General features: G+C 72.7%; 22 protein-coding genes. 10 read left to right on the plus strand and 12 right to left on the minus strand.

The window, feature by feature from the left end; genetic code table 11:
• The 5 genes from F4556_RS08970 to F4556_RS08990 are packed head-to-tail and all read left to right on the plus strand — an operon-like array spanning position 1 to position 6463.
• Positions 1-951, plus strand: coding sequence for a cobalamin biosynthesis protein (locus tag F4556_RS08970; protein ID WP_184924433.1), 951 nt, complete (start codon positions 1-3; stop codon positions 949-951).
• The gene (locus F4556_RS08975) at positions 948-2465 is read left to right on the plus strand and encodes a cobyric acid synthase (RefSeq protein ID WP_184913195.1); all 1518 of its coding nucleotides are present in this window, start codon (positions 948-950) and stop codon (positions 2463-2465) included. The genes F4556_RS08970 and F4556_RS08975 overlap by 4 nt, the downstream gene beginning before the upstream one ends.
• Positions 2462-4474: a putative cobaltochelatase gene (locus F4556_RS08980; RefSeq protein WP_184913197.1), complete on the plus strand. Its 2013-nt coding sequence runs from the start codon at positions 2462-2464 to the stop codon at positions 4472-4474. The genes F4556_RS08975 and F4556_RS08980 overlap by 4 nt, the downstream gene beginning before the upstream one ends.
• A gap of 2 nt (positions 4475-4476) precedes the next feature.
• Entirely contained in the window at positions 4477-5082 is a 606-nt protein-coding gene (cobO, locus tag F4556_RS08985; RefSeq protein ID WP_184913199.1) for a cob(I)yrinic acid a,c-diamide adenosyltransferase, read from the plus strand.
• Between the two features lie 4 nt (positions 5083-5086).
• Positions 5087-6463 (plus strand): cobyrinic acid a,c-diamide synthase CobB, encoded by a 1377-nt coding sequence (locus F4556_RS08990; protein ID WP_184913201.1) that lies wholly within the window; start codon positions 5087-5089, stop codon positions 6461-6463.
• Here F4556_RS08990 and F4556_RS08995 read toward each other — a convergent pair.
• Positions 6436-6987: a GNAT family N-acetyltransferase gene (locus tag F4556_RS08995; RefSeq protein ID WP_313068218.1), complete on the minus strand. Its 552-nt coding sequence runs from the start codon at positions 6985-6987 to the stop codon at positions 6436-6438. The two genes, F4556_RS08990 and F4556_RS08995, sit on opposite strands and share 28 nt — an antisense overlap.
• Before the next feature lie 136 nt (positions 6988-7123).
• Between F4556_RS08995 and cobC the strand changes: the two genes are divergently transcribed.
• Together cobC and F4556_RS09005 are read left to right on the plus strand one after the other, a co-directional pair.
• Entirely contained in the window at positions 7124-8527 is a 1404-nt protein-coding gene (cobC, locus tag F4556_RS09000; protein ID WP_184913203.1) for an Rv2231c family histidinol phosphate aminotransferase CobC, read from the plus strand.
• An 88-nt stretch (positions 8528-8615) separates the two neighbouring features.
• Positions 8616-9512, plus strand: coding sequence for an intradiol ring-cleavage dioxygenase (locus F4556_RS09005; RefSeq protein ID WP_184913205.1), 897 nt, complete (start codon positions 8616-8618; stop codon positions 9510-9512).
• Between the two features lie 18 nt (positions 9513-9530).
• Here the strand turns inward: F4556_RS09005 and F4556_RS09010 are convergent, their stop codons facing one another.
• Positions 9531-10019, minus strand: a complete 489-nt coding sequence (locus F4556_RS09010; RefSeq protein ID WP_184913207.1) for a YcxB family protein — start codon at positions 10017-10019, stop codon at positions 9531-9533.
• An 84-nt stretch (positions 10020-10103) separates the two neighbouring features.
• A complete protein-coding gene (locus F4556_RS09015; RefSeq protein WP_184913209.1) occupies positions 10104-10658 on the minus strand; it encodes a hypothetical protein in 555 nt (184 codons plus the stop codon).
• 147 nt (positions 10659-10805) lie between these two features.
• Between F4556_RS09015 and F4556_RS09020 the strand changes: the two genes are divergently transcribed.
• Complete coding sequence (locus tag F4556_RS09020; protein ID WP_184913211.1) at positions 10806-11735, plus strand: phosphatidylinositol-specific phospholipase C; 930 nt, start codon at positions 10806-10808, stop codon at positions 11733-11735.
• A 31-nt stretch (positions 11736-11766) separates the two neighbouring features.
• On the opposite strand, the gene F4556_RS09025 is transcribed toward F4556_RS09020, so the two are convergent.
• Positions 11767-13113, minus strand: a complete 1347-nt coding sequence (locus tag F4556_RS09025) for an RNA-guided endonuclease InsQ/TnpB family protein (protein WP_313068219.1) — start codon at positions 13111-13113, stop codon at positions 11767-11769.
• 149 nt (positions 13114-13262) lie between these two features.
• Between F4556_RS09025 and F4556_RS09030 the strand changes: the two genes are divergently transcribed.
• Positions 13263-13565, plus strand: a complete 303-nt coding sequence (locus F4556_RS09030; protein ID WP_184913213.1) for a hypothetical protein — start codon at positions 13263-13265, stop codon at positions 13563-13565.
• A gap of 34 nt (positions 13566-13599) precedes the next feature.
• Here F4556_RS09030 and F4556_RS09035 read toward each other — a convergent pair whose 3' ends face one another.
• From F4556_RS09035 to F4556_RS09060, 6 genes are all read right to left on the minus strand, one after another.
• Entirely contained in the window at positions 13600-13974 is a 375-nt protein-coding gene (locus F4556_RS09035; RefSeq protein WP_184913215.1) for a glyoxalase superfamily protein, read from the minus strand.
• Between the two features lie 34 nt (positions 13975-14008).
• The gene (locus F4556_RS09040; protein ID WP_184913217.1) at positions 14009-15160 is read right to left on the minus strand and encodes a M48 family metalloprotease; all 1152 of its coding nucleotides are present in this window, start codon (positions 15158-15160) and stop codon (positions 14009-14011) included.
• 87 nt (positions 15161-15247) lie between these two features.
• Positions 15248-16270 carry a glutamine synthetase gene (glnII, locus tag F4556_RS09045; RefSeq protein WP_184913219.1) on the minus strand — a complete coding sequence of 341 codons (1023 nt, stop codon included), beginning with the start codon at positions 16268-16270 and terminating at the stop codon, positions 15248-15250.
• Between the two features lie 191 nt (positions 16271-16461).
• The gene (locus tag F4556_RS09050; RefSeq protein WP_184913221.1) at positions 16462-17373 is read right to left on the minus strand and encodes an SCO1860 family LAETG-anchored protein; all 912 of its coding nucleotides are present in this window, start codon (positions 17371-17373) and stop codon (positions 16462-16464) included.
• A 186-nt stretch (positions 17374-17559) separates the two neighbouring features.
• Positions 17560-18237 carry a uracil-DNA glycosylase gene (locus F4556_RS09055; protein ID WP_184913223.1) on the minus strand — a complete coding sequence of 226 codons (678 nt, stop codon included), beginning with the start codon at positions 18235-18237 and terminating at the stop codon, positions 17560-17562.
• Positions 18238-18309: 72 nt separating this feature from the next.
• Positions 18310-19392: an amidohydrolase family protein gene (locus F4556_RS09060; protein WP_184913225.1), complete on the minus strand. Its 1083-nt coding sequence runs from the start codon at positions 19390-19392 to the stop codon at positions 18310-18312.
• 89 nt (positions 19393-19481) lie between these two features.
• On the opposite strand from F4556_RS09060, the gene F4556_RS09065 reads away from it, so the two are divergent.
• On the plus strand, positions 19482-20564 hold the full coding sequence (locus F4556_RS09065) for a pyridoxal-phosphate-dependent aminotransferase family protein (RefSeq protein WP_184913227.1): 1083 nt from the start codon (positions 19482-19484) through the stop codon (positions 20562-20564).
• Here F4556_RS09065 and F4556_RS09070 read toward each other — a convergent pair.
• Together F4556_RS09070 and F4556_RS09075 are read right to left on the minus strand one after the other, a co-directional pair.
• Complete coding sequence (locus F4556_RS09070; protein ID WP_184913229.1) at positions 20501-21760, minus strand: MFS transporter; 1260 nt, start codon at positions 21758-21760, stop codon at positions 20501-20503. The two genes, F4556_RS09065 and F4556_RS09070, sit on opposite strands and share 64 nt — an antisense overlap.
• A 73-nt stretch (positions 21761-21833) precedes the next feature.
• Positions 21834-23408, minus strand: a complete 1575-nt coding sequence (locus F4556_RS09075) for a glycoside hydrolase family 53 protein (RefSeq protein WP_184913231.1) — start codon at positions 23406-23408, stop codon at positions 21834-21836.
• Between the last annotated feature and the right edge of the window lie 89 nt (positions 23409-23497).

Raw genomic sequence — 23497 nt, forward strand, 5'->3', positions numbered from 1 at the left:
CTGACCCCCGCGCTCCCGTTCCTGCTCGGCTCCGTCGCCGGCTACCTGGCCGACGCGAGGTTCGCCGACCCCCGGCGGGGTCATCCCGTCGCCGTCTTCGGTTCGGCCGCCACCCGGCTGGAGCGCCGGCTCTGGCGTGACCACCGACCGGCCGGTGCCGCGTACACGGCCGCCTGTGTGGGCACCGTCGCGGCCGGGGCGGTGCTCGCCGACCGTGCCCTGCGCCGGGCGCCGCTGGCCCGGGCCGGGCTGGCCGCCGCCGCGACCTGGACGGTGCTGGGCGGCACCTCGCTGACCCGGGAGGCCAGGACCATCGGCCGCTCGCTGGCCGCGGACGACCTGGTGGCCGCCCGGGAGCGGCTGCCGCACCTGTGCGGCCGGGACCCGAGTGCGCTGGACGGGCCGCAGATCGCCCGCGCGGTGGTGGAGTCGGTCGCCGAGAACACCGCCGACGCCGTGGTGAACGCCCTCACCTGGGGCGCGCTGGCCGGTACCCCCGGGCTGCTCGCGTTCCGGGCCGTCAACACCCTGGACGCGATGGTCGGTCACCGTTCCCCGCGCCACCTGCGGTTCGGCTGGGCCTCGGCCCGGCTGGACGACCTGGCCGGCTGGCCGGGTGCCCGGCTGACGGCGCTGCTGACGGTGGCGGCCGCGCCCGAGCCCCGTACCGCCTGGCGGGTCTGGCGCCGTGACGGTTCGTCACACCCGAGCCCGAACGCGGGCCAGGCCGAGTCGGCCTTCGCCGGGGCGCTCGGGGTCCGGCTGGGTGGCACCCTGCGGTACGGGGAGCGCGTGGAGCACCGGCCGGTGCTCGGCGGCGAGCTGCGGCCGGTGACGGTCGACGACATCGAACGGGCCTGCGCGCTGTCCCGGCGGGTCGGGGCCCTGGCGCTGGCGGTCACCGTGACCGGCCGGGCCCTGTACTCGTGCTACTCGTGGAGGAAGTCGTGAGCGGTTCACTGCTGGTCGCCGGAACGACCTCGGACGCGGGCAAGAGCGTGGTCACCGCGGGCATCTGCCGCTGGCTGGCCCGACAGGGCGTCAGGGTGGCCCCGTTCAAGGCGCAGAACATGTCGCTGAACTCCTTCGTCACCGCCGACGGCGCCGAGATCGGCCGTGCCCAGGCGATGCAGGCGCAGGCCGCCCGGGTGGAGCCGGAGGCGGCGATGAACCCGGTGCTGCTCAAGCCCGGGGCGGACGGCCGCAGCCAGGTGGTGCTGCTCGGCAAGGCGGTCGCCGAGGTCGGCGCGCTGGACTACCGCGAGCGCAAGCCCGTCCTGCTGGAGCGCGCGCTGGAGTGCCTGGCCGACCTGCGCAGCCGGTACGAGGTGGTGGTCTGCGAGGGTGCGGGCTCCCCCGCCGAGATCAACCTGCGGGACCGGGACATCGCCAACATGGGCCTGGCCACCGCGGCGAAGCTGCCCGTGGTGGTGGTCGGCGACATCGACCGGGGCGGGGTGTTCGCCGCGATGTACGGCACCCTGGCGCTGCTCTCGGCCGAGGACCAGGCGCTGGTGGCGGGCTGGTTCGTGAACAAGTTCCGCGGCGACGCCCGGCTGCTGGCGCCGGGTCTGGAGATGCTGCGCGAGCTGACGGGCCGTCCGGTGCTCGGCACCCTGCCGATGCTCTCCGGCCTGTGGTTGGACGCCGAGGACTCGCTCGACCTGACCACCGTGGTGGACCGGGGCTCGGTGCGCGGCCCGGTCGGGGCGGACGTGCTGCGGGTCGCGGTGGTCCGCTTCCCGAGGCTGTCGAACTTCACCGACCTGGACGCGCTGGCCCAGGAGCCGGGGGTGCTGGTCCGCTGGGCCACCCGGGCCGAGGAGCTGGCCGACGCGGACCTGGTGGTGCTGCCCGGCACCCGGGCCACCGTGGCCGACCTGGCCTGGCTGCGCGAACGTGGCCTGGAGCCGGTGCTGAAGGCCCGGGCGGCGGCGGGCCGGCCGGTGCTCGGGGTGTGCGGCGGGTACCAGATGCTCGGTCAGGTGATCGAGGATCAGGTGGAGTCGAAGGCCGGTACGGTCGAAGGGCTCGGCCTGCTGCCGACCCGGGTGCTGTTCGGCCGGGAGAAGGTGCTGGCCCGGCCGGTCGGCGAGGCTTTCGGCGAGCGGGTCGAAGGGTACGAGATCCACCACGGCGTGGTGACGGTCGAGGGGGGCGAGCCCTTCTTGGACGGCTGCCGGGTCGGCTCCGTCCGGGGCACCACCTGGCACGGCGCGCTGGAGAACGACGGCTTCCGCCGGGCGCTGCTGCGCGAGGTGGCCGAGCAGGCGGGGCGGGCCTTCGTCCCCGCGCCGGACACCTCGTTCGCCGCCGCCCGGGAGGAACGCCTCGACCGCCTGGGCGACCTGATCGAGGAGCACGCCGACACCGACGCACTGTGGAAGCTGATCGAGGGCGGCGCACCCGCCCACCTGCCGTTCGTCCCACCCGGGGCACCCCGAGCTACGGAGACCGACCGATGACCGACGTGCGTTACCCCTTCACCGCGATCGTCGGCATGGCCGACCTGCGGCTCGGGCTGCTGCTGAACGCCGTCTCGCCGGCCGTCGGCGGGGTGCTGGTGCGCGGCGAGAAGGGCACCGCCAAGTCGACCATGGTGCGAGCCCTGGCCGGGCTGCTGCCCTCGATCGACACCGTGCCCGGCTGCCGGTTCTCCTGCGACCCGGCCTCGCCCGACCAAGGCTGCCCGGACGGCCCGCACGCCTCCGTCGCCGGCCACGAACGCCCGGCGTACCTGGTCGAGCTGCCGGTCGGCGTCTCCGAGGACCGGATCGTCGGCTCGCTCGACCTGGAGCGCGCGCTCGCCGAGGGCGTCAAGGCGTACGAGCCGGGCCTGCTGGCCAAGGCGCACCGGGGCGTGCTCTACATCGACGAGGTGAACCTGCTCCAGGACCACGTGGTGGACCTGCTGCTGGACGCCGCCGCGATGGGCCGCTCGTACGTCGAGCGCGAGGGCGTGTCGGTCCGGCACGCGGCCCGCTTCCTGCTGGTCGGCACGATGAACCCGGAGGAGGGCGAGCTGCGGCCGCAGCTGCTCGACCGGTTCGGCCTGACGGTGGAGATCGCCGCCACCCGGGAGCCGGACGAGCGGGCCGAGGTGGTCCGCCGCCGGCTGGCGTACGACGCCGACCCGGACGGCTTCGCGGCCCGGTTCGCGGCCGAGGAGCGGGAGCTGGCCGAACGGATCACCGCCGCCCGGGAGTTGCTGCCTTCGGTGGAGCTCACCGATGTGGCGCTCCGTCAGATCACCGCCGTCTGCGCGGCGTTCGAGGTGGACGGGCTGCGCGCGGACATCGTGATGGCCCGCACCGCCGTCGCGCTGGCCGCCTGGGAGGGCCGGACCGAGGTGAACGAGCAGGACGTCCGCAAGGCCGCCCAGCTCGCCCTGCCGCACCGCCGTCGGCGGAATCCGTTCGACGCCCCGGGGTTGGACGAGGAGCAGCTCGACCGCACTCTGGACGAGCACTCCGACGGGCCCGACGATGATCCCGAGGGCGGTGGCCCCGACGGTGACGGTGGCGGCTCCCCCGAGCCGCAGGGCGATGCCCCCGACGGCTCGGCGACCGCCGAAGAGCCCGCCGGGGAGCCCGAGTTGCCCTCGCAGGCGCAGGGCGGCGGCACCAAGGCGCCGGTGGCCTCGGCCGGGGAGCCGTACCGGACCCGGCTGTTCAAGGTGCCCGGCACCGGCAAGGGCGCCCAGGGGCGCCGCTCCCCCGCCGAGACCGACGGCGGGCACACCATCAGGGCCCGCCGCCCGCAGGGGCAGCTCAGCCGGCTGCACCTGAGCGCCACCCTGCAGGCCGCCGCGCCGCACCAGGCCGCGCGCGGGCGGGACTCGCGGGCGCTGGTGCTGCGCAAGGACGACTTCCGCGAACAGGTGCGCCAGGGGCGGGAGTCCAACCTGGTGCTGTTCGTGGTGGACGCCTCGGGGTCGATGGCGGCCCGGCAGCGGATGGCCGCCGTCAAGGGCGCGGTGCTCTCGCTGCTGATGGACGCCTACCAGCGGCGGGACAAGATCGGCATGATCACCTTCCGGGGCAGCGGCGCCGAGCTGGCGCTGCCGCCGACCTCCTCGGTCGAGGTCGGCGCGGCCCGGCTGGAGCAACTCCCCACCGGGGGACGGACTCCGCTGGCCGCCGGGCTGCTCCGGGCGCACGAGACCCTGCGGGTGGAGCGGATGCGCGACCCGCACCGCCGCCCGCTGCTGGTGGTGGTCACCGACGGCCGGGCCACCGGCGGCAAGGACGCCCTGCCGCAGGCCGGGCGGGCGGCCGGACTGCTGGCCGCCCAGGGCGTGGCGAGCGTGGTGCTGGACTGCGAGTCCGGCCACGTCCGGCTCGGCCTGGCGCACACGCTGGCGGCCCAACTGAACGCCTCCGCCGTCACCTTGGACGACCTCAGGGCCGAGGGCGTCGCCGCCCTGGTGCACGCGCACCGTCCCACCTCTTCTTCGATGCGAAAGGCAGCCTGACCATGCCGAAGGGCCAGCCCGAGACCGTCCCCGACGACGGTCTGACCACCCGTCAGCGCCGTACCCAGCCGATCACCGCCGTGCACACCGGCCCTGGCAAGGGCAAGTCCACCGCCGCCTTCGGGATGGCGCTGCGGGCCTGGAACCAGGGCTGGCCGGTCGGGGTGTTCCAGTTCGTCAAGTCGGCCAAGTGGAAGGTCGGCGAGGAGAACGCGCTCAAGGTGCTCGGCGCCTCCGGCGAGGGCGGCACCGTCGCCTGGCACAAGATGGGCGAGGGCTGGTCCTGGGTCCAGCGCTCCGCCGACATGGTCGAGTCCAGCGAGGAGGCGGCCAAGGAGGGCTGGGAGCAGGTCAAGCGCGACCTGGCCGCCGAGACCTACCGCTTCTACGTGCTGGACGAGTTCACCTACCCCATGCACTGGGGCTGGGTCGACGTGGCCGAGGTGGTCGAGGTGCTGCGCAACCGCCCGGGCAACCAGCACGTGGTGATCACCGGCCGGTACGCCAAGGACGAGCTCCTCGAACTCGCCGACCTGGTCACCGAGATGACCAAGGTGAAGCACCCCATGGACGCCGGCCGCAAGGGCCAGCGCGGTATCGAGTGGTAGTCCGTTGAACATCCCCCGTCTCGTCGTCGCCGCGCCCTCCTCGGGCGCGGGCAAGACCACCGTCGCCACCGGCCTGATGGCCGCCCTGGCCGCCCGCGGCCTGGCGGTCTCCCCGCACAAGGTCGGCCCCGACTACATCGACCCCGGTTACCACGCGCTCGCCGCCGGGCGTCCTGGCCGCAACCTGGACGCCTTCATGTGCGGGCCCGAGCGGGTCGCCCCGCTCTTCCTGCACGGCGCCGCCGGGGCCGACGTGGCCGTGGTGGAGGGCGTGATGGGGCTGTACGACGGCGCCGCCGGGCGGGGCGAGCTGGCCTCCACCGCCCATGTCGCCAAGCTGCTGCGGGCGCCCGTGGTGCTGGTGGTGGACGCCTCCTCGCAGTCCCGCTCGGTGGCCGCGCTGGTGCACGGCTTCGCCTCCTGGGACCCGGAGGTCAGGCTCGCCGGGGTGATCCTGAACCGGGTCGCCTCGGACCGGCACGAGCAGTTGCTCCGGGAAGCCCTGGAGGAGGGCGGCGGGGTGCAGGTGCTCGGCTGCGTCCGGCGTTCGGCCGCCGTCGCCACGCCGTCCCGGCACCTGGGCCTGATCCCGGCCGTCGAGCGCTCGGCGGACGCCCTGCGCGCGGTCCGGGACATGGGCGAGCTGGTCGGCGCCTCGGTCGACCTGGACGCACTGCTCGAACTGGCCCGCAGCGCACCGCCGTTGGACGCCGAACCGTGGTCGGCCGCCGAGGAGGTCGAGGCGGTGCCCGGGCGGCCCCGGGTCGCGCTGGCGGCCGGGGCGGCGTTCTCGTTCTCGTACGCGGAGAACGCCGAACTGCTGGCGGCGGCGGGTGCCGAGGTGGTCCCGTTCGACCCGCTGCACGCGTCCGAACTCCCGGTCGGTTCGGCCGGGTTGGTGATCGGCGGTGGCTTCCCGGAGATGTACGTCGCGGAGCTCAGCGCGAACGCCGGACTGCGCGCCTCCATCGCCGCGCTGGCCGCCAGTGGCGCGCCGGTCAGCGCCGAGTGCGCCGGACTGCTCTACCTGGGCCAGGAGTTGGACGGCGCGCCGATGTGCGGCGTGCTGAAGACCACGGCCCGGATGACCGAGCGGCTCACCCTGGGCTACCGGGAGGCGGTCGCGCTCTCCGACAGCGTGCTGGCGCCGACCGGGTCGCGGCTGCGCGGCCACGAGTTCCACCGGACGGTCTGCGAGCCGGGCGCCGGTGAGCCGCCGGCCTGGGGCTGGCGGGGCCCGACCGGGTCGTACACCGAGGGCTTCGTGAGCGGCTCGGTGCACGCCTCGTACCTGCACCTGCACTGGGCCGGGGCGCCCGAACTCGCCTCACGGTTCGTCCGGGCGGCCGCCGACTACTCGGCCGGGGTGGGGAGTTCGTAGATCAGCTCCAGGCCGTCCTCGTCGTCCCACTGCTCGCCCAGGTGGACCAGGCCGAAGGCCGCCACCGTGGCGAGCGAGGCGGCGTTGTCCGGGCTGATGGTGGCCCGGAGCACGGTCACGGTCGGCTCTTCCACGGCTCGCCGGAGCAGCGCCGCCAGGATCGCCTTGGCGTACCCCTGGCGGCGGTGCCCCTCGGCCACGCCGTAGCCGACCTCCACCATGCCGCGCTCGTCCGGCGGGCCGTGGAACCCGGCCGCGCCGATCACCACGCCGTCGGCCAGCACCGCCCGGGTCACCCACTCGGCACTCGACGGGTCGTCACCGGTCTGGTGGTAGCGGCGGGCCCAGACGCCCAGCATCCGGCCGTCGGCCAGGTCGGCGGGGAAATCGAGGCCGCTGGCGGCCGCCGCGCCGTCGAGGTCGCCCACCATCAGGGCGGCCATCGCGGCGCGGGGCACCTGCACCAGGCTGACCTGGGTGGTGGCGGCGGGAGCAGAGGTCCAGGGTGCTGATCGTTCGGTCACAGGCGGATGCTCGTTCAGCGGACGGCCGGTGTCCACCGCTTTTACGGCGCGTCGCAGCTCACAACCCGCACGATTGACCAGTTCAGCGGCACCGTGGTGGGATTTCCCGAGCACCGGCCTTCGAGAGGAACCAGCAGTGACCCACCCCTCTCTCACGATCGGTGTCGGCGCCCGCAGCGGCGTCCCCGCCGCCGAGCTGCTCGACCTGATCGACGCCACCCTGACCGCGCTCGGCCGGAGCCGGAGCGAGGTCGCCCGGCTGGCCACGCTCGCCAGCAGGACCACCGAACCCGGGCTGCTGGCCGCCGCACGGGCGCTCGCCGTCCCGCTGATCGGCCACGCCGCCGAGGAGTTGGCGGCCGTCCCGGTGCCGAACCCGTCCGCTGCGGTACTCGCGGTCGCCGGCACCCCCGGGGTGGCCGAGGCCGCCGCCCTGCTCTCCACCGACCCCGGCGGCCAACTCCTGGCCGCCAAGCGGAAGTCCGCGAGCGCGACGGTGGCCGTGGCCGGGCCAGGACCCGACCTTCGGCACCACGGCGACGCCGAGGTCCGCAGCGGCGGCCTGGTCGACCTGGCCGTCAACGTCCGCACCGGCACCCCGCCGGACTGGCTCCGCGAGCACCTCGCCGCCACCCTCGCCGACCTCGCCGCCTACCCCGAGGGCAGCACCGCCCGGGCGGCCGTCGCCGCCCGGCACGGGCGGCCGGCCGAGGAGGTGCTGCTGACCGCCGGGGCGGCCGAGGCCTTCGTGCTGCTCGCCCGGGTGCTGACGCCCCGTCACGCGGTGGTGGTGCACCCGCAGTTCACCGAGCCGGAGGCGGCCCTGCGGGACGCCGGGCACCGGGTGCACCGGGTGCTGCTCTCCGCCGCCGACGGCTTCCGGCTCACGCCGGGCGCGGTGCCGGACGCCGCCGACCTGGTGGTGATCGGCAACCCGACCAACCCCACCTCGGTCCTGCACCCCGACCTCGCCCAACTCGCCCGCCCCGGGCGGACGCTGGTGGTGGACGAGGCGTTCATCGACACCGTCCCCGGAGAGCGGGAGAGCCTGGCCGGCCTGCGGGACCTGCCCGGTGAGGTGGTGGTGCTGCGCAGCCTGACCAAGACCTGGGGCCTGGCGGGCCTGCGGATCGGCTACGTCCTCGGGCCCGCCGGGCTGATCGCCCGGCTCGGCGCGGCCCAGCCGCTCTGGCCGGTCTCCACTCCGGCGCTGGCCGCCGCCGAGGCGTGCAGCGCGCCTGCCGCGCTGGCCGAGGCGGAGGCCGCCTCGCACACCCTGGCCGGTCAACGTGCCCACCTGCTGCGGGGGTTGGCGTCCGTACCGGGGATCACCGTGCACGGCACGCCGGCCGCCTCGTTCGTGCTGATCCACGTGCCCGGCGCTGCTGAACTGCGGACTCGGCTGCGCGCCGAGGGCTTCGCGCTCCGCCGGGGCGACACCTTCCCCGGCCTCGGTCCGGACTGGCTGCGGATCGCGGTCCGGGACGAGGGCACCACCGACCGCTTCCTCAGCGTGCTCTCAGCCCTCGTCCAGAACTGACCCGGCCCTCATCCGGCGCACAGCCCGCTCTCACCCGCCGTTCCTAGGCTCCCCGGCAGTTGACCGAGGAGACCGAGGAGCGACAGCCATGGGACACGACCACCACGATCACCACGAGGGCCAACGGGTCAGCCGCCGGGCCGCCCTGGCCGGGATCAGCAGCATCGGGCTCGGCGCCCTGCTCGCCGCCTGCGGCAGCCCGAAGTCCAGCACCAGTGCCACCACGACGACCGGCGCTACCGCCAGCATCTCCCCGCAGGCCACCACCGGGGACCTCACCGCCCTGTTCGCGGGCGCGGGTACCTGCACGCTCTCCCCCGGGACCACCCAGGGCCCGTACTACTTCGACGCCGACAAGATCCGCAGCGACATCCGCGAGGACCGGGAGGGCGTCAAGCTCCGCATCGCCATCCGGGTCCAGGACAGCGAGGCCTGCGGGCCGCTGGCCAACGCCGTGGTCGAGATCTGGCACTGCGACGCGGCCGGGCTCTACTCCGGCGCCGAATCCCTCTCCTCCGGCGGTGGTGGCGGTGGCGGGCCCGGTGGTGGCACCCCGCCGACCGGCGCACCCCCGTCCGGCGGGCCGGGCGGCGGCTCCGGTGGTGGTGGGGGTGGCGGTGGCGGTGGCGATCTCACGCCGACGGACGACAAGCGCTACCTGCGCGGCGCCCAGGTCACCAACGCCGACGGCATCGTCCAGTTCACCACCATCTGGCCCGGCTGGTACGTCAGCCGCACCGTGCACATCCACGCGATGGTGCACATCGACAACGAACGCACCCTCACCACCCAGCTGATGATGGACGAGTCGCTCAACTCCAAGGTCTTCGCGCAGCAGCCCTACGCCAAGCACACCAACCGCGACACCTTCAACGACGGCGACAGCATCTACAAGGAGTCCATGCTCCTCAAGATCACCGAGGACGCCGACGGCTACCTCGGCGTCATCACCTTCGGCGTCGACCCGGACCACGACGGGAAGTAGCAAGCATCTGCCGGACCGTCAGAACAGGCGGTACCAGGGACGCTTGACCGGCGGCAGCGTGCGGGCGAAGAACTCCGCCAGCTCCGCGCGCTGCCCCTCGTCGAAGGCGTCCTGCGGCACGAACGCCACCGCCTTGTTGGTCTGCTGGAGGTACCAGAACCCCGCCCGCCCGGTCACCTCCCGGTACAGCCGCCACTCCACCGTCGCCTCACTCGCGGCGGTCTTGAGCGAGTACGTCTGCTCGGTGACCCGCACCGTCCACGGCTCCGTGATCAACTCGGCACTCTTCTTCGCGCCGCCCCGGACCACTATCCCCTCGGTCACCACCAGCACCACCGGCCCCATCCCCAGCAGCCCCATGTTTGGCTCCCCGGTCAGCGCCCAGACCAGCAGCCCGGCCACCATGGCGATCCCCCCGAGAAGGGTCATCCGCCGCAGCGCCGGAACGTTCCGGAGCGCCCTCCGGAGATCCTGCTCGGTCAGCCGGAAGGTGGCGGTGATGTCCATACGAAGGCACTGCTCTCTGCTCGAAACGTCACCCGCACATCCGTACGGAGATCGCCGCATGGTGACCGCCCCACCTGCACCGAGTCAAACGGACACCTGCCCAAGCGAGGCCGCCCACTCGGTCAGGGTGGTGAAGTGCGCGGGCTGGAGACCGAAGCGGTGGTCCACGTGGACGGTGAGGGCCGGGGCCGGGTGGTGGGTGGCGATCCAGGTGGTGTCGCGGGGGGTCAGTTCGTCGTCGACCCAGGCGAAGGGGCGGCCGGCGGCCCAGGTGGTCAGGTGGCGGGTCTTCCAGTGCAGGTCGTCGGGGTCGCCGTGGTGCATGGACGGCCAGTCGACGTACGGGAGTTGGGGCAGGCCGAGCAGGGGGGAGATCCAGGTGTTGGCCTCGTCGGCCCAGGTGGTGCACCAGACCAGGTCGTACGGGAGTGCGAGCAGGGCCGGGCCGTGGTCCGGGTTGAGCCAGAGGCGGAGCGGGCGGACGTGCTCGGCGGGGCGGTGCTGCCACTGCATCTGCCGGGCGATCCAGGAGGCGGGGCGGACCCGATGGGTCAGGTAGCCCTCCGGGCGGCGGTGCGGTTTGCCGTTGTAGGGGCTCAACGGGCCGTCGACGTCGAGCAGGAGCAGCGGTCTGGTCATCGGAACTCCTCGGGGCGGCAGGTGGGGGAACCCTAGGCAACCAGGCCCCCGGGGCGCCTCCGGTTTTCGTCGGGGGGCTTGTGGTGCGGGCCCGGGGGCGGGACCTTGGTGGCCGTACGCCGTCAACTCCCCATGCCGGAGGCACCGATGCAGCTGACCCGCCGTACGCTCCTCAGTACCGCCGCCGCCACCCTGGTCACCGGTGCGCTCGGTGGCGGGCCGGCCGCGGCCGCCGTGAGAGCGGGGTCGTCCTGGATGGCCGGACTGCCGGACGGGCGGTCGCTGCTGCGGATGACCATCCCCGGTACGCACGACTCCTGCTGCACCGACCCGGCCAACGGCAGCGAGTGGTCGCACACCCAGAACTGGGGCGTACCAGAGCAGTTGGAGCGCGGCATCCGCTTCCTCGACATCCGGTGCAACGGTCTGGCGGGCGCGCCGGACGCGTTCGGGATCTACCACGGGAGCTGGTACCAGGACACCACCTTCGACCAGGTGCTGAACCAGTGCCGGAGCTTCCTGGCCGGCCACCCGGGCGAGGTGCTGCTGATGCGGGTGAAGAAGGAGAACGGCACCAACAACGACGTCGGCGCGGACTTCGCCCGGATCTTCAACGGCTATCTGGACACCAAGGGTTACCGGCCGCTGTTCTGGACCAACCCGTGGTTCCCCACCCTCGGCCAGGCCCGCGGGCGAATCGTGCTGCTGACCGACTTCGCCAACGACTGGTCGGTGCTGCACTGGCCGGGCGGGGACAACGGCTTCCTGTCCAACGACGTGATCAACCTGCAGGACCGGTACACCGGCATCAGCAGCGGCACCAAGTGGTCCTCGTACGTGCAGCGGCAGTTCGACAACGCCTTCAACGACCAGGGCTCGGCGAAGCTCTACATCAACTTCGCCAGCATCGGGAACGGCGAGTGGCCGAAGTACTCTTCCCAGACCGTCATGCAGAAGGTCTGGGAGTACCTGGAGGCCCGCAAGCAGCAGCGGGCCAACCTCGGCGTGGTGCCGATGGACTTCCCCGACTTCCACACCAACGCCCTGCAGCTGCTGATCGACAAGAACTTCATCTGACCGGCTCCGTCAGCCCGCTGACGCCCCGTCGTCACCCCTTCCGGGGAACCGGCGCGTGTCCGGCGGGGCGGCGGCGGTCCAGGGCGGGATGATTGCCGATGGTTCCGGAACTCCCTGGGAAAGAGACCTGTTGACATCCTCCCCGCGCTAAAGCACGGGGCTTGCGCCCGGTGCGGCCGGCGTTCCGGTGGGTTCCTGTTTCGACGGGCTGTACCTGGCGTGGGATTGCCACGCCAGGTCTTACCGGCCCTCCGCAGGCGTTTAGCCTGTCCGCCTGCCCGGCGGCCAGGATGTTCCGAGCAGCATTGAGGTCACGATCATGCAGGGTGCCGCAGGCGGTACAGGTCCACTCGCGGACCGCGAGGGGCTTGGGTCCGTCCAGGACCCCGCACGCGGAGCACACCTGCGAGGTGGGTTCAAACCGTCCGATCACGCCGACGTGCCTGCCGTACCGAGCGGCTTTCTCGGTGAGCAGACGGCGGAAGGTGGACCACCCTGCGTCGTGGACGGACTTGGCCAGCCAGGTCCGGGCGAGGCCGCGCACGTTCAGGTCTTCCAGGTACACCGCTTGGTTCTCACGGATCAACCGGGTCGTCTGCTTGTGCTGCCAGTCCAGTCGGGTGTCGGCCACCTTGGCATGAGCCCTGGCGACCTTCCTGCGGGCCTTCGCCCGGTTCTTCGACCCCTTGGCCTTACGGGACAGCGCCCGCTGCGCGGCCTTGAGCGTCTTCTCGGCCTTGCGCAGAAAGCGCGGGTTGTCGATCACCGTGCCGTCGGACAGGACGGCGTAGGTGGTCAGGCCGAGGTCGATCCCGATCTCGGTGTCCAGCTCGGGCAGATGGTCAGGTTCGACGTCCACGACGAAGCTGGCGTGGTACCTGCCGGACGGGTCCAGCACTATCGTCACCGACGACGAATCGGCGGGCAGCACCCGCGACCACTTGACCCGCACGTCACCGATCTTGGCAAGATTCAGCTTTCCGTTGGACCGCAGCCGGAACCCATTGCGGGAAAACCGAAGCGACTGCCGGTTGTCCTTCCGCGACTTGAACCGGGGCAGACCCGAACGGCGACCGGCACGTTTCCCGGACAGCGAGTCGAAGAAGTTCCGATACGCCGTGTCTAGATCACGAAGGGACGACTGCAACGCGTCGACCGACACCGATCCCAGCCACGACCTGGCCTCGGTCTTCTTCGCGTCGGTGATCACCGACTTGGCCAGAGCCCCCGTCGGAACCTTCGACCGATCCGCCTTCCACGCCCGCTTCCGCATGGTGAGCGCATCGTTGTAAACCACCCGCGCGCACCCGAACGTACGGGCCAACGCTTGCCGCTGACCCACCGTCGGACAGATCCGAAAGGAGTACCGAAGATGCACCAGAGCAACCTACCGACAGGCACTGACAACCGCCCGCGCGCACATGCACGGCGGTCCGCCCTGACAGCGAAACGCCGCCCCCTGACCTGCTCCGCAGGCAGTCCGTTTCCTACCCCGGCTAAAGCCGGGGGTATCCACGGAGGTACCCGATGATTCGCAAGACCGCCGCCTCCGTCTCCGCCGTCGCACTCGCCGTCCTGGGGGCGGCGCCCGCCGTCGCCTGGGCCGCCCCGGACCCGACCGGTGCGGCGCTGGACACCACCTGCTCGGAGGTCGGCAAGCTCGGCGCCCAGCAGGCCTTCGCGATGACCGCGATGGCGGCCCAGCCGCTCCCGGTGGCGGGGCTGGTGCAGCAGTGCACCGACAGTGCCCTCTCGGTGGAGGGCGACGCCGAGCTGTCCCACGCCCTCGGCGGGGCCCCCTCGCTGGCGGGCAGCGGTCCGCTGCTCTGAGTCCGGCGCCAAGGCAGGGCCGGCTGACCGAGTGTCAGCCGGCCCTGGCGGGGAGCTGCTGGACCGCCCAGCCGTTGCCGTCCGGATCGGCGAAGAAGACGAAGGAGCCCCACGGGAACTCCTGCACCTCGCTCACCGCCACACCCCGCGAGGAGAGCTCCGTGCGGGCCGCGTGGATGTCGGCGACCACCAGCTGCAGTCCCTGGGCCGAGCCCGGCGGGGTGTCCAGCAGCCCCTTCCCCAGGGCGATCGAGCAGGCCGAGCCCGGCGGAGTCAGCTGGACGAAGCGGATCGTGTCGCTGACGGTGTGGTCGTGGTCGGCGTGGAAGCCGACCTGATCGGTGTAGAACGCCTTGGCCCGGTCCACATCCGTGACCGGGACCGCCACCAGTTCGAGTTTCCAGTCCATACCGGCGACGCTACCGAACACCGGCCCCGCCCCCTCACCCCGACACGCGCGGTCCCGGAGTGCCCGCCGACCAGACGCGGGCGGCGGCGATCCGGGCGGCGGCGCTCGGGTGGGTGGCGAAGAGCAGGTGGAGCAGTCGGGGCGGGTCGACGTCGGCGATGTTGGTCACCGCCAGGCGGCGCTGCATCGCGATGAACTGCTCGGGGTCCGAGGTGAGTTCGAGGGCGTGGCGGTCGGCCCTGGCCTCGATCCGGCGGCTCGCGGCGCACTGGAGGGGCCCGGCCAGGGCGCCGAGTACGGCGGCGCAGGCCGCGAACAGGAAGAGCGAGCGCGGGTCGGCGGCCGAGGTGGCGGAGGCGGCGTCGAGCAGCGGCTGCCAGGAGGTGAGCAGCCCGAGCAGGGCCACCGCGACGGCCGCGCCCAGTGCGCCGAGCAGGGTGCCGGTGAGGACGTCCCGGTGCTTGACGTGGCCGAGTTCGTGGGCGACCACGAGTTCGACCTCGCGGGGGTCGGCGGTGCCGATCAGGGTGTCGTACGCGACGATCCGGCGGGTCGCGCCGAGGCCGGAGACGTAGGCGTTCAGCGCGGTGGTCCGGCGGGAGGCGTCGGCGACCAGCACCTCGCGGACCCGGATCGCGTCCCGGGCGGCCAAGTCCAGCAGGGCGGTGCGCAGTTCGCCTTCGGGCAGCGGGGTGAAGCGGTTGAACAGCGGCTCGACCAGCAGTGGGAAGAGGAAGGAGAGCAGTGGCACCAGCAGGGCGGCGAGCAGCGCGGCGGGCAGCCACCAGTGCTCCGGCGACCGGTCGGTGAGCGCGTACAGCCCGTACCCGACCGGCAGCGCCAGCACCAGGCCGAGGGCAAGACCGCGCAGCAGGTCCACCGCCCAGCCGGCCCAGCCCTGGGTGATCAGGCCGTACTCCCGGCGGATCACCCGCAGCCGTGCGCCGAAAGGGAGTTGGGCCAGCTCGCCGAGCAGCAGCAGGAGCGCCACCCCGGCCAGCACCTGCGCCGTCCGGGAGCCGCCGAACAGGTCGCCGGCCCAGCCGACCAGGCCGGCCCCGGCCGGGGTGAGGCCGAGCAGCAGCAGGGGCAGCAGTCCGGCGGCGCGGGCGCCGAGCGCCCAGGGCAGTTGGGCCCGGCGCAGCGCCCGGCCCCGGGCCACCTGCTCGGGGGTGAAGTCGTCCATGGGAGTCAAGGGTGGCAGAACGACGGCGGCCCGTCCGCCCCGTGAAGGGGTGGACGGGCCGCGCGAGGTGACTGGTGTTCAGCCGGATCAGATCTGGCCGGCCTTCTCGAGGGCCGAGCAGCAGGTGTTGACGATCAGGCGGGTGACCACGTACGGGTCGACGTTCGCGTTCGGGCGACGGTCCTCGATGTAGCCCTTGCGGTCGACCTCGACCTGCCAGGGGATGCGGACCGAGGCGCCACGGTCGGACGCGCCGTAGGAGTAGACGTTCCACGGGGCGGTCTCGTGCTTGCCGGTCAGGCGGGACTGGATGTCGTCACCGTACTGGTTGACGTGCTCGAGGACCTTCTCCTGCGAGGCGCCGAGCGACTCACAGGCGGTGATGATGGCGTCGTAGCCCTCACGCATCGCCTTGGTGGAGAAGTTGGTGTGCGCGCCCGCGCCGTTCCAGTCGCCGCGCACCGGCTTGGCGTCCAGGGTGGCGTCGATGCCGAACTCCTCGGCGGTGCGGTAGAGCAGGTAGCGGGCGATCCACAGGTCGTCCGAGACGGTCAGCGCGTCGACCGGGCCGATCTGGAACTCCCACTGGCCGGGCATGACCTCGGCGTTGATGCCGCAGATCGCCAGGCCGGCGTCGATGCAGCGGTCGAGGTGCAGCTCGACGATCTCGCGGCCGAAGACCTCCTCGGCGCCGATGCCGCAGTAGTAACCACCCTGCGGGGCCGGGTAACCGCCCTCCGGGAAGCCGAGCGGGCGGGAGCCCTTGAAGAAGGTGTACTCCTGCTCGATGCCGAAGATCGCCTCCTGGGCGGAGAACTGCTCGGCGACCGGACGCAGCAGCGCACGGGTGTTGGACTCGTGCGGGGTGCCGTCCGTCTCCAGGACCTCGCAGAGGACCAGGATGTGGTCGCCGCCGCGGATCGGGTCCTTCACGACCTTGACCGGGTCGAGCACACGGTCCGAGGCGTGACCCTCGGCCTGGTTGGTCGAGGAACCGTCGAAGCCCCAGGTGGGGATCTTGTCCGCGTTGGCCAGCACCCGAGTCTTGGAACGGAGCTTGGCGGTCGGCTTGGTGCCGTCGATCCAGATGTACTCGGCCTTGATTGCCATTGCGGTGAACCTCACTGCTTGGGTGGTGGGTGCCCGCGTAGCGTCGCAAGCCGCCGTTTCCCAGTTGTTCCTCCTATGTAACGCCCATGTGAACCAACCGTCCGCAGCGGCACGAGTACGGTCGGAAAGTGTCAGGTCCACATCCTGGACGTTTCGCTTCCACCCCTCGGTCAGCCGTTCGGAGCGGGCGTTCAGTGCTTGCGGACGTGCGCCCGGCGGCGCCGGGTCATCCGCAGGGCCACCGCCCCGACCGCCAGCAGGGTGCCCGAAGCGGCCAGTACGGTGCCCGTGCCGCTGCTGCCGGTGGCGGCCAACACCCGGCCCTCGGGGCTCTCGCTCGCCACCGCGGGGACGGCCCGGTTGGCCCGGGTCGGGGTGCTGCCGGCCGACGGGACGGTGGCCGGGACGGGCTTCTCGCAGCTGACCGAGGCCACCGTGATCCTGCCGGTGACCTTGGCGACGTTCAGCTTCAGCGGATTGACGTCCAGGGTGACCTCCAGGGCGGAGGCGGCGGCCGTACTGGAGGTGGTGCTCCGCCGGGAGAACTGGACGTCGACCACCCCGACCCCCGGGACGTCCACGTGGGTCGGCCCGTTCAGGCCGAGCGTGACCGGCTTGCCGAGCACGGTGATCCGGGCCGGCGAGTTCACCTTGGCGGTGGGCGGCCCGTCCACCGGGCAGCTGACCTCGGCGCTCAGCGCCTCCAGTTCGAGCAGGGCCGCACCGAGCAGGCCGGGGGCCCGGACGTCGGCGTCCAGCAGCTCGACCTTGGCGGCGGCGCCGGTGGCGTCCGCCTTGGTGCTGGACTTGCCGACCTCCGCCCGGACCAGGGTGACCGGCCGCCCCTGGTCCACGCCGTCCACCTTGGCGGTCAGGACCGAACCGTTCAGGGTGGCCGGGGACTCCACCTTGTTCAGCGAGATCCGGACCGGGACGGCGGCGGTGCCGCCCACCAGGGCGACCTGCAGGTCGAGTTCGGCCGTGACGGCGGCCGCTTTGCCGGTCGACGACTCGGCCGCGTGGGCGGTGGCGCCCGGCAGGACCAGCGCGGCGGTCAGGGCGGTGGCGGCCGAGGTACGGAGGACGGATTGGCGCACGGGCATGACGGAGGAACCCCCTGGGAGGAAACGTTGGCAGAGCCGGCCACGGACGCTCCTCGGCGCAGGCACGGGGAGGGGGCGGTGCTCTCGACTGCCGACAGTCTCTTCGAACAATCCGTCACATGAGTAACACTGAGCGTCAGTTCACTCTTTCGGGTTGCGTTGACGCGGAGTGCTGACGGGGCAGGGTTACGGCAGGCGCCAGTCCACCGGCTGGGCGCCCTGGCCAACCAGCATCTGGTTGGCCCGGCTGAACGGGCGGGAGCCGAAGAAACCGCCGCTCGCCGACATCGGGCTCGGGTGGGCCGACTCGACGGCCGGCACCTGGCCGAGCAAGGGGCGCAGGTTACGGGCGTCGCGCCCCCAGAGGATCGCGACCAGTGGCCCGCCCCGGTCCACCAGGGCCCGGATCGCCTGCTCGGTGACCTCTTCCCAGCCCTTGCCCCGGTGCGCGGCCGGCTTGCCGGGGGCGGTGGTCAGCGCCCGGTTGAGCAGCAGCACGCCCTGTTCGGTCCAGGGAGTGAGGTCGCCGTTGGCGGGCGGCGGGAAGCTGAGGTCGCGGCCGTACTCCTGGAAGATGTTGATCAGGCTGCCCGGGATCGGGCGTACCTCGGGGGCCACCGAGAAGCTCAGGCCGACCGCGTGACCCGGCGTCGGGTAGGGGTCCTGACCCACGATCAGCACCCGGACGCGGTCGAAGGGCTGCTGGAACGCCCGCAGCACGTTCGGGCCCGACGGCAGGTAGGTCCGGCCCGCGGCCAGCTCCCCGCGCAGGAAGTCGCCCATCGCGGCGACCCGTCCGGCCACCGGCTCCAGGGCCTTGGCCCAGCCGGGCTCGACAATCTCGTTCAACGGACGTGCAGCCATACGGGTCAGCCTAACGGGCACAGAGCTCCGCCATTTACGGCCCGGGGGCTCCCCTGCGGGTGCACGTTGTGCCTAGATGATCCGGCCGCGGAGGACGATGAGTTGGGGGTCGGCCAGTACCCGGGGGTCCGCGCGGGGGTCCGAGGCGTAGACGACCAGGTCGGCCGGGGCGCCCTCGGTGAGGCCCGGGCGGCCCAGCCACTCGCGGGCGGACCAGGTGGCGGCGCCGAGTGCGGTGAGGGGCGAGAGACCGGCCTTGACGAGTTCGGCCACCTCGTCGGCGACCAGGCCGTGGGCGAGGGAGCCGCCCGCGTCGGTGCCGACGTAGATCGGTACGCCCGCGTCGTGGGCGGCGCCGACCGTGTCGTAGCGGCGTTCGTGCAGCCGCCGCATGTGGGCCGACCAGGCCGGGAAGCGCTGTTCGCCGCCGGCCGCCAGCTTCGGGAAGGTCGCGATGTTGACCAGGGTGGGCACGATCGCGACGCCGCGCTCGGCGAACTGCGGGATCAGTTCCTCGGTCAGACCGGTCGCGTGCTCCACGCAGTCGATCCCGGCGGCCAGCAGGTCGGGCAGCGACTCGGCGGCGAAGCAGTGCGCGGTGACCCGGGCCCCCTCCTGGTGGGCGGCCGCGATGGCGTCGCGCAGGGCGTCGCCCGGCCAGCAGGCGGCCAGGTCGCCGCGGTCGCGGTCGATCCAGTCGCCGACCAGCTTGACCCAGCCGTCGCCGCGCCGGGCCTCGGCCCGGACGTACGCGGGCAGGTCGCCGGGCTCGATCTCGTGCGCGTAGTTGCGGATGTAGCGCCTGGTGCGGGCGATGTGACGGCCCGCCCGGATGATCCGGGGCAGGTCCTCGCGGTCGTCGATCCAGCGGGTGTCGGCGGCCGAACCGGCGTCCCGGATCAGCAGGGTGCCCGCGTCCCGGTCGGTGATCGCCTGCTTCTCGCTGGTCTCGGCGTCCACCGCGCCGTGCGCGTCCAGGCCGACGTGGCAGTGCGCGTCGACCAGCCCCGGGACCGCCCAGCCGTGCACCGTACGGGTCTCGCCGGCCGGCCGCTCGTACGTCACCCGGCCGTCCAGCACCCAGAGTTCGTCCCGGACGTCCTCGGGCCCGACCAGCACCCGGCCCTTGACGTGCAGCACCGCAGCATCGCTCATGCCCGCACTCTACCGAGGCCCGAACGCCCTGCCGAGGGACGGACTGGGGCAAACTGTCCCCGTCAGCCCTCCTCCCGAAAGGCCCTTCCGTGAGCCCCTTCCTCGATCTCCCGCCGCTCGGCGCCGCCCGGTTCGCCGCGATCGAGGACCAGGTCGCCGGGCTGCTGCGGACCCGGGCCGACGTGATCGTCACCCAGGGCGAGGCGCTGCTCCCGCTGGAGGCGGCGATCCGGAGTGCCGCGCACCCGGGCTCCACCGCGCTCAACATCGTCACCGGCCCGTACGGGCAGACCTTCGGCAACTGGCTGCGCGACTGCGGCACCAAGGTGGTCGACCTGGTGGTCCCGTTCAGCACCGCCGTGACGGCCGATCAGGTCGCCGAGGCGCTGGCCGCCGAACCGGCGGTCGACTTCGTCTCGCTGGTGCACGCCGAGGCGGCCACCGGCAACACCAACCCGGTGGCCGCCATCGGCGAGGTGGTCCGGGCGCACGGGGCGCTGCTGATGCTGGACGCGGTCGCCTCGGTGGCGGCCGAGCCGCTGCTCACCGACGCCTGGGGCGTCGACCTCTGCGTGATCGGCGGCCAGAAGGCGATGGGCGGCCCGGCCGGGGTCTCCGCCGTCTCGGTCAGCGACCGGGCCTGGGAGCGGATCCTCGCCAACCCGGCCGCCCCGCGCCGCTCGTACCTCTCGCTGCTGGACTGGAAGGAGCGCTGGACGGACGCCGGGCGCACCGTACTGCCGCACGCCCCGGCCCAGTTGGAGATGCTCGCGCTGGGCGCCTGCCTGGACCGGATCGAGGCCGAGACGCTGGACGCCACCATCGCCCGGCACCGCGCGGCGGCCGCCGCGACCCGGGCGGGCGTCCGGGCGCTCGGGACGTTCTCGCTCTTCGTCCCGGACGACTCCGCCGCCGCCCCGGTCGCCACCACGCTCCGTACGCCGCCCGGCCTGGACGCCGCCGGGCTCGCCGAGGCGCTGGACCCGGCGCTGCCGATCCAGGCCGGTGGCGGTGCGCTGGCCGGCGAGCTGCTGCGGGTCAACCACTACGGCCGCGCGGCGTCCCTGGACACCGTGCTGGCCTGCCTGACCGCGCTGGCCGCTCGGGTTCAGGGGGCGGACGGGGTCATCGAGGCGGCCGAGGCGGCTTGGTCGGTCGCGATCGCGGGCTGATCCTTCAGCAGGGGCAGCACCGCGAGCGCGCTGAGCCCGTAACAGCCGGCCACCGCGCCGAACAGCAACTGCGGCTCGTGGTCGTAGAGGACGGCCGCCAGGTAGCCGGAGGGGATGGCGACCAGGGCGGTGGCGGTCTGGATGGCGGAGGAGAGTTCCGCCCGGTCGAGGGCGGGGATCGCGCTGACCACCAGGGCGTCGCGGTAGGACTCCAGCAGGAAGGGACCGGCGGCGGTCAGCACGGTGCTGAGCAGCAGCACCGTCAGCCCGCCGCGCGGCACCGTGAGGAAGGCGAGCCAGCCGGCCGTGCTCAGCAGCAGGCCGGTCAGGATCGAGCGGGCCAGCGGACGGTGCTGCCAGCGGGGCATCGGGCCCAGGTAGCAGGCGAAGGCGGTAACGGCGGCCACGGCGGGGAGGGCGGCGATCGCGGTGGTGCCGTAGTGCAGGTTGTCGGCCAGGTGGACGACCTGGAAGAGGTTGATCTGCACGGCCAGGTTGGTGAGCAGGCAGAGCGCGACCACCGGCCACAACTGCCGGGAGCGGCAGGCCAGTCCGAGCATCCGCAGGCCGCGGGCGACGCCGCCGAGCAGCGGGCCGCGCGGGGCGGCCGCGGACTGGTGCCCGGCGGCGGTCTCGGTGGTGAGGTGGTTCCGGATCAGGAACAGCGCGGTCATGCTGACCCCGCCGAGCAGGTAGACCCAGCGCAGCGTGGGCAGGGTGCCGTACCGGGCCATCGCGATGCCCGCCAGCGGGGTGAGCAGTCCGGCGGCCATCACCACCAGCTTGATGGCGGCGAAGATCCGGGGGCGCTGCCGCTCGGTGGCGTCCTCAGTGACCAGCAGGAAGAACGAGAGGTTGACCACCCGGCTGAGCGAGCTGCAGAGCGCGGCCAGCAGGAAGAGCCAGAAGCTGTCGGCGAAGGCCCAGATGAACATCGGGACCGACCAGGAGAGCAGGTCGAAGATCAGCGTGGTCTGCTTCCGCCCGAGCCGGTCGGTGATGGTGCCCGCCAACAGCTGGGCGCAGCAGGCGAGATAGAGCCCGAGCGAGGCGATCAGGCCGATCTCGAGCGTGCTCAGCCCGGCGGTCTTCTGGTAGAGCGTCGCGTAGTAGATCGAGATGGTGCCGGGGACGGCCCAGAGCGGCTCCCAGAGGATGGAGTGCCGGGCGTTCGGGGGAAGGTCGGCGATCAGCATCGGTACTCCTGCCACAGAAGGAGCGCGCCCTCACCCATGGGGGGAGGTGAGGGCGCGCCCGAGGGAGGGGCGGTCAGCGGTGCTTGAACCAACTCGCGGCGCTGGTCACCTTGTTGGAGTAGTCGAACAGTGCCTGGTTCTCCCAGGCGTTGCCGGAGCTCGCGTCGGCCGGGTCCCAGCCGTTGCCCGCGACGGCGGTCCAGGCCGGCTCCCAGTAGAAGACGCCCAGGCCGCGGCCGTTCGGGACGGCCTCGACCACGTTCAGCACGTCGCGCAGGTTGGCGGCCTGGCCTGCCTGGGTGGCGGGGTAGCCGCTCTGCACGTTCGCCGCGAGGAAGTTGTTCTCCAGCGCGTCGTTGTTGGCGGTGGTGAAGGCGTAGGCGGTCTCGGCGACGAAGACCTGCTTGCCGTAGCGGGCGGCCGCGTCGTCGAGGGTGGTCTGCAGGTCGTTCAGCGGGCCGTGCCAGTAGGCGTAGTAGGAGAGCCCGATCAGGTCGAAGGGCACGCCGTTGGCCACCGCGTTGTCGAAGAAGGTCCGGGTGCCCGCCAGGTCGCCGCCCTTGGCCAGGTGCAGCGCGACCTTGGTCGAACTGCTCACCGCCTTGGCCGCGTTGGCGCCCTGCTTGAGCAGGTCAGCCAGGGCGGACCAGTTCGAGGTGGAGCCGGTCGGCAGCAGCATCCCGTCGTTGATCTCGTTGCCGATCTGCACCATGTCCGCCGTGGTGCCCTGCGCCTTGAGGGCGTTCAGCACGTCGAAGGTGTGGTTGTAGACGGCGGTGTTGAGCTGGGCCGTGCTGTACGAGGCCCAGGCGGCGGGCTTGTCCTGCTGGCCGGGGTGGGCCCAGTGGTCGGAGTAGTGGAAGTCCACCAGGACGCCCATGCCGAGCGCCTTGGCCCGCTTGGCCATCGCCAGCACCTGGGCCTTGGTGTTGTAGCCGTCGGCCGGGTTCACCCAGACCTTGAGGCGGACGTAGTTCATCCCGTTGGAGTTCAGGACGGTCATCGCGTCACCGGTGCTGCCGGACGCGTACTTGTAGACGCCGCCCTTGTCCTCGCTCTTCTTCAGGGAGGAGAGGTCGCCGCCCTTGACCGCCACGGAGGTCGAGCCCGCGGTGAAGGTGAGGTCGTCGACGTTGAGCCAGTTACCGGCGTTGGCATCGGAGTTGATGCTGATGGTGCACTGGCCGCCGGTGACGGCGATCGAGGTGACCAGCCGGATCCAGCCGCCGTTCGCGGTGGGCGGCAGGTCGGTGCGCTGCTCGGTGGAGCCGCAGTTGCGCAGCGCGAGGTAGGCGGCGTTCTGCCCGCCGCTGGAGCGGACCCAGGCGGTGAGCGTGTAGGTCCCGTTGGCGAGTCCGGAGAGGTACTGGTACGTCTCGACCTTGTAGGCGGCGGCGTTCCAGTGGGCGAGCCGGTACGAACCGGCGTGGCCGCCCGCCTCGGTGTAGGAGGAGGCGTTCTGCCCGGCGGCGGAGTAGGTCGACCAGCCGGTGGGGGTGGCGGTGGCCGAACCGTCCGACTCGAAGCCGGGGTTGGTGAGGCTGGTGGCGGCGTTGGCGCTCGTGGTGGGGAGCGCGACCGCACCGGCGGTGGCGAGCAGGAGTGTGGCGGCGCCGCTGCTCAGCAGGCGCTTGAGTCCCTGGTGCATCGTCATCCTTGGCGATGAGTTGGGGTGGGGGAGGTACTGCCACGAGGGTGCGACGGTGGGGCACCACGCCTGGGGGATGCGGGGCGCCC

Source organism: Kitasatospora gansuensis (assembly GCF_014203705.1).
GTDB classification, from domain to species: Bacteria; Actinomycetota; Actinomycetes; order Streptomycetales; family Streptomycetaceae; genus Kitasatospora; species Kitasatospora gansuensis.